The sequence below is a fragment of the Nocardia lijiangensis NBRC 108240 genome (assembly GCF_001613045.1).
In the GTDB taxonomy this organism is placed as follows: domain Bacteria; phylum Actinomycetota; class Actinomycetes; order Mycobacteriales; family Mycobacteriaceae; genus Nocardia; species Nocardia lijiangensis.
This window is the reverse complement of the sequence record NZ_BDBP01000179.1, coordinates 1-5,960: the sequence shown is the minus strand read 5'-3', so window position 1 is coordinate 5,960 and position 5,960 is coordinate 1. Positions and strand designations below refer to the sequence as shown.

Sequence of the window (5,960 nt, the reverse complement as noted above, 5' to 3'; positions counted from 1 at the left end):
CGTCCAGCGCGGCCGGGCAGGTCGTGCCCGCATCCGTGCCTCAGAACAGCGTCGGCTCGCCGAACCCCGGTGTGCGCTCGATCTCCAGCAGCCGCTCTTTGGTGGAAATCCCGCCCGGCGCGGAGAACCCGTGCAGCGCGTTGTCCGCGGCGAGCACCCGATGGCACGGGATGATGAGCGGAATCGGGTTGCGCCCCAACGCTTGACCTACCGCCTGCGCGCCGCCGGGCGCGCCGACGCGGTTCGCGACCTGGCCGTAGCTGAGGGTGTGGCCGGGGTCGATGGCGCGGGTCACCGCGTAGACGGCGCGGTGGAACTCCGGGAGCGCGGCGATGTCCACCGGGATCCAGCGCAGGTCGTCCAGCTCGCCCGCGAGGTGAGCGCGGATGCCTGCGATGGCCTCGGCGATCACGGGGGTCGGTGCGCCCTCGGGCACCTCGGCGCCCGCGCGCCGCCGGGTGATGCGGGCGCGGGTGGCGTCCCGGTCCGCCTCTGGCAGCTGGAATCGGAAGACGGCGTCGCCGCTCCATGCGATCGCGCAGGCACCGATGGCGGTGTCGAAAAGCGCCGCGGCGGCCGGGCGAGCGGACTCACTCATACCGTCAGTGTGCACCTTGGCACCGACAGAACCCGTGGACGGCGGATATCAGGCCAGTTTTCCAAAACTGGCCTTACTTGCATTCTGGCAGGCGCCGAGGCTGCGGCGCAGCGCGGCGACCCGCGGCGCCCGGGACGGCGAAACCTCCGGAACCAGCTCGTCGCCGCGACCGTGCACGGCCGCGAGATCCGAGTATTGCCGCAGGTCATCGTAGTGTGCAGCGCGATGGTCGGTGAGCGAGCCGAGCGGACGGAACCGCTCGAGCTCGAACAGGTCCTTGGTCTGTTTCGGCGCGTAGTGGTAGATCGCGTAGCAGAACGCGGTGACGACGAGGAAGGTGAGCAGGGCGGTCATACCGAACAGGCTCCGCCAACTGGCCTTGCCAATAAATATCCAATCCCTTAATACTGGACTGTATGGCGACACGAGTGATCGGCGCGGCCAGCCTGGCGCGCGACTTGGGCAGCTGGCGCAGCGCCGGTGACGACGACCCGGCGCGGCGTGCGGCCCGCCCGGCATACCTGGCACTGGCCGAGGGCATCCGCTTGCTCATCCACGACGGCCGCGCGCCCCTCGGCGTCGCCCTGCCCAGTGAGCGCGACCTGGCCGCCACCCTCAGCGTCAGCCGGACCACCATCACCTCCACCTACGCGCTGCTGCGCGAGCACGGCTATCTGATCAGCCGCCAGGGCTCGCGCAGCACCGTGGCGTTGCCCCCGGCCGTGCCGCACGACGGCAGCAAACCGGCGCGCAGCATCCTGGCGCTGATGGCGCAGCCGGAGCTGACCACCATCGACATGACCTACGCCGCGATGGCCGCGCCGCGCGAGATGCAGGACGCGTATTCCGCCGCGCTGCAAGGACTCCCGGCCTATCTCGGCACCCACGGCATGGATCCGGTCGGCGTGCTCGCGCTGCGCGAGGCGGTGGCCCGCCGCTACACCGAGCGCGGACTGCCCACCGGGCCGGAACAGATCCTCATCACGCTCGGCGCCCAGCACGGCCTGCGCCTGCTGCTCAATGTGCTCACCGCGCCGGCCGCCCGGGTGCTGATCGAGCACCCGACCTACCCGAACGCCATCGAGGCCATCCGCGATGTCGGCGCGCGTCCCGTCCCGGTGCCGCTGCTGCCGGAGAGCCCGCACTCGGGCTGGGATCTGGATGGAATCCGCAGCGCCGCAAGGCAAACCGCGGCCACCCTGGCCTACCTCGTGCCGGACTTCAACAACCCGACCGGCATGCTGCTCGACGCCGAGGGGCGCGCGGAACTGGCCGCCATCGCCCGCGAAACTCGCATGACGGTCGTCGTCGACGAATCGATGGTGGACCTCGGGCTGGACGTGGACACCCTGCCGCCGCCGGTCGCCGCGTTCGCCAGGAACTCCGAGATCATCACGATCGGTTCGGCGTCCAAGTCGTTCTGGGGTGGTCTGCGGGTCGGCTGGATTCGCACCAACCAGACATTGATCACCAAGCTCCTCGGCATCCGCTCCACCGTCGATCTCGGCACGCCGGTGATGGACCAGCTCGCCACGGTGCACCTGCTGGAGAACGCCGGCACCATTCTCGACCGCCGCCGCGATCAATTGCGTTGTCAGCGAGCCGCTTTGCTCGCCGCGTTGGCCGAGGAATTGCCGGATTGGCGGGTCAGCACGGGTGTCGGCGGCATGTCGGTCTGGGCCCAGCTGCCCGCCCCGGTCTCCACCGCGCTCGCCGCAACCGCACCCAACCACGGTGTATTGCTCGCCGCCGGACCGCGTTTCGGCGTTCAAGGCGCCTTCGAGCGTTTCCTCCGGCTACCGTATACCCACCAGGAGGCCGACCTGCGGCTGGCGGTGAAAGCGGTCGCCTCCGCTTACGAAGGGCTGACCCCACGCGCGGCCGACCCACTGAATCCACTTACCTGCTACTGATTTACGTGCGCCGACCCGGTGCGCGGCCGGCGCACTGAACCCGCTTTACCTGCTCGGGCCATCGGATCGAAGCCAAAATCGGCTCGCCGTTGAAGCCAGCGCGTCGGGAGCAGCCGCCCCATGGAGCTATGCGGCTCGGCGGCACTCGTGAAAGGCTCTGTGCCCGAGGGGAAAGCCGTCCGCCAGCCCTGCCTCGACGTTCGTCAGCGCGAGAAAGCGAACGCCCCGCGGCCAATCGACCACGGGGGATCCGCCGACGAAATATCAATCCGCCCAGACGGATTCGATCGGCGTCGCCTCGGTCGGCGGCGGGGTCGGGATGGCGGCCGGGGTGCGCGAGAAGCGGGGCGCGGGCGCATGCTGCACCACGCCGTCGATGTCGACGAGACCGTTGCGCGCGACGATGTGCGCGTTCTCGGTGGCCTCGGTCAGCGTGAGCACCGGGGTGGTGCAGGCGTCGGTGCCGTCGAAGATCGCGGCCCACTCGTCGCGGGTCTTGGTCTTGAACTTCTCCGCGAACAGCTTCTTCAGCTCGTCCTGGCCGTTCGGGTCGATCTGCATCGGCAGGCCTTCGGGGTCGATCTCCAGACCCTTCAGCAGCTCGGCGTAGAACTGCGGCTCGATCGCGCCGACGGCCATGTACTTGCCGTCGGAGGTCTCGTAGGTGTCGTAGAAGGCCATGCCGGTGTCGAGCAGGTTGGTGCCGCGCTCGTCGGACCACAGGCCGACCCCGCGCATACCCCAGATCATGTGCGAAAGGGCAAGTGCGCCATCGATCATCGCGGCGTCGATCACCTGGCCCTTACCTGAACTCTGCCGTTCCATCAGCGCGGCCAGGATGCCGAACACCAGGAACATCGAGCCGCCGCCGAAGTCGCCGACCATGTTCAGCGGCGGCACCGGCCGCTCGCCCTTGCGGCCGATCGCGTTGAGCACGCCGGTCAGCGAGATGTAGTTGATGTCGTGGCCCGCGCGGTCGGCCAGCGGGCCGTCCTGACCCCAGCCGGTCATCCGGCCGTACACCAGCCGCGGATTGCGCGCCAGCGCCTCGTCGGGCCCGAGGCCCATACGCTCGGTGACGCCGGGGCGGAAGCCTTCGATGAGCACGTCGGCCTTTTCGATCAGCCCGAGCACCTTCTCGATGTCGGCCGGATCCTTCAGGTTCGCCTCGACGATGGTCCGCCCGCGCCACTGCGGACGCTCCATGAACCCGGGCAGCATGTTCGGCCGCTGCACCCGCACCACGTCGGCGCCGAGATCGGCCAGCAACAGCGCGGCATGCGGACCGGGGCCGATACCGGCCAGCTCGACAACTTTGATGCCCGCGAGCGGGCCCTGCTTGGTGGCGGTGGATGGTGTGGTCACGCCTTACCTCGGTTCGTCGTTGATCCCTGCGCACCGACCGGCGGTGCGGTCCCCCGGGCAGCGCCCGCGGATGTATTGACAGTATGACAATAACGCCGCCACCTTCTATCGGAACCCTCCGTCGTGCACCGGCCCGCCGGGTGGGTGAGAATCCCACTAGCGTGCCGATGCGCAAAACGGGAGGAACCAGCAGTGAGCGAGCGGAGTGAGCGCCAGCGCGCCACGCGTATGCCGCAGCCGAGCGTCGGCGAGGTGCAGGTATGTCGCAGTAGGCGAATCGCGCGCCGGGCCACGTGCATGCCGGAGCTGATCGCTAGCGAGGTGCAGGCATGAGAGATCGCAGTAGGCGAATCGTGTACCGGGCCACCCGCATGCCGGAGCCGATCGCTGGCGAGGTGCAGGCATGAGCGTGTGGGGCGAGGTCGTCATCGGCCTGCTGATCCTGGTCGGCCTGCTCGGCATCATCGTCCCGATCCTGCCCGGGGTGATCTTGATCTTCGGCGCCATCCTGGCCTGGGCGATCATGACCGGCGGAGCCACCGCGTGGACCGTCTTCGCGATCAGCACGGTCTTCCTGGTGCTCTCCGGAATCATCAAATACACCTGGCCCGGCCGCAAGATGAAAGACGCGGGCGTCTCCAACCGCGCCCTGTTCCTCGGCGCCGTCCTCGGCATCGTCGGCTTCTTCGTCATCCCGATCGTCGGCCTCTTCGTCGGCTTCGTCGTCGGCGTCTACCTCTCCGAACTCCAACGCCTCGCCCAGACCCAACCCGCCTGGCAAGCAACCAAACACGCCCTCAAGGGCGTAGGCCTCTCCATGCTGATCGAACTCCTCGGCGCCTTGTTGGCCACCGCCACCTGGCTCACCGGCGCCTTCGTCGCCTAACCGACAGCCAAGCGCGGTCTTCGCAGACCTTTCACACGCTGCGCAGAGGCCGCAACCTCTGCGAAGCGTGTGAAGCGTCTGCGAGGACCCTTTCCTGGGACCGTGCACGAGTTGTCCACAGGCCGTGGGTTGTCCACAGTTGGTGCCGAGCTGGGCCTCAGGCCCAGCGATTTGCGGGACGATCCAACGTATGGACAAACCGGTGCCGATACAGCGGGGGCGGGCGATCGCCGAAGGGCTCACCGATCGGGAGTTGCACGGCATCAACTGGCAGCGCGTGCGGCGCGGTGCGTACATGGACGCTGGACGGGTGGCCGAGTTGTCGGTCGAGGAGAGGCATCTGGTGCTCGCCCGTGCGGTGTGCCAGGCCTCCAGTCCGCACGCTGTGGTCAGTCATATCTCGGCCGCGTTCGCGCATGGCTTGTCGCACTGGGGTGTACCGACGAACCGGGTGCATTTGACCCGAGACCGCGCGGCGGGCGCTCGAACGGCGCGGCAGGTCGTCTTGCATGCCGCTCGTATCGAGTCCGATGACGTCGTGCGCTGCGGCGATCTCACGGTGACCAGCCCGGCGAGGACGGTAGTCGACCTCGCGCGCACGATCCCGTTCGAGAAGGCAGTTGTGATCGGCGACAGCGCATTACGGCTCGGCGCAGTCACCCCGGACCAACTGCTCGAGCAGTTGGACCGCTCGAAGTGCCGACCGGGCAATTCCGCTGCCCGCCGAGTGATCGCCTCCCTGGACGGCCGCTCCGAAAGCGTGGGCGAGTCACGAAGCCGTGTCGCCATCCAGGCAGCCGGGCTGCCGACTCCTGAGCTGCAGGCGCGGATCATCACCCCGGACGGCATGGTCATCGCCCGAGTCGACTTCCTGTTTCCCGAGCTGGGCGTCATCGGCGAGTTCGACGGCCTCATGAAATACCGTGCGGCGCATCGGGGGCCGCACACGGCAGACGACGTAGTCGTCGCCGAAAAGGTCCGCGAAGACGCGCTGCGCGCACGCGGCTGGCTCGTAATTCGTTGGACCTGGGCCGAACTCGACGCGTCCGACACCCCGTGGCTGACCCGCTTGGCGCGCGCGGCTGGACTGGCCCGCCCCGCTCGCCGCATCGGCAGCTGGTACCCCGCAGACCTTCCACACGCTTCGCAGGCGCAACAACCTCTGCGAAGCGTGTGAAGGCTCTGCGAGGACCTAGCT

Annotated in this window: 6 protein-coding genes; 3 read left to right on the top strand and 3 right to left on the bottom strand. The window is 68.5% G+C overall.

The features are described from left to right. Positions 1–40: 40 nt before the first annotated feature. Both NL1_RS35445 and NL1_RS35440 read right to left on the bottom strand, forming a co-directional pair. Positions 41–598 carry a methylated-DNA--[protein]-cysteine S-methyltransferase gene (locus NL1_RS35445; protein WP_067849219.1) on the bottom strand — a complete coding sequence of 186 codons (558 nt, stop codon included), beginning with the start codon at positions 596–598 and terminating at the stop codon, positions 41–43. A gap of 48 nt (positions 599–646) precedes the next feature. Then, positions 647–952 carry a hypothetical protein gene (locus NL1_RS35440; RefSeq protein ID WP_067849216.1) on the bottom strand — a complete coding sequence of 102 codons (306 nt, stop codon included), beginning with the start codon at positions 950–952 and terminating at the stop codon, positions 647–649. 62 nt (positions 953–1,014) lie between these two features. On the opposite strand from NL1_RS35440, the gene yczR reads away from it, so the two are divergent. Continuing rightward, positions 1,015–2,511 (top strand): MocR-like transcription factor YczR, encoded by a 1,497-nt coding sequence (yczR, locus tag NL1_RS35435; RefSeq protein ID WP_067849213.1) that lies wholly within the window; start codon positions 1,015–1,017, stop codon positions 2,509–2,511. Between the two features lie 264 nt (positions 2,512–2,775). Here yczR and NL1_RS35430 read toward each other — a convergent pair whose 3' ends face one another. Beyond that, entirely contained in the window at positions 2,776–3,876 is a 1,101-nt protein-coding gene (locus NL1_RS35430; RefSeq protein WP_067849210.1) for a CaiB/BaiF CoA transferase family protein, read from the bottom strand. Positions 3,877–4,279: 403 nt separating this feature from the next. Here NL1_RS35430 and NL1_RS35425 point away from each other — a divergent pair, with 403 nt between their 5' ends. Continuing rightward, positions 4,280–4,762, top strand: coding sequence for a DUF456 domain-containing protein (locus tag NL1_RS35425; protein ID WP_067849208.1), 483 nt, complete (start codon positions 4,280–4,282; stop codon positions 4,760–4,762). Between the two features lie 190 nt (positions 4,763–4,952). Then, on the top strand, positions 4,953–5,939 hold the full coding sequence (locus tag NL1_RS35420; RefSeq protein ID WP_067849205.1) for a hypothetical protein: 987 nt from the start codon (positions 4,953–4,955) through the stop codon (positions 5,937–5,939). Positions 5,940–5,960: the final 21 nt, after the last annotated feature.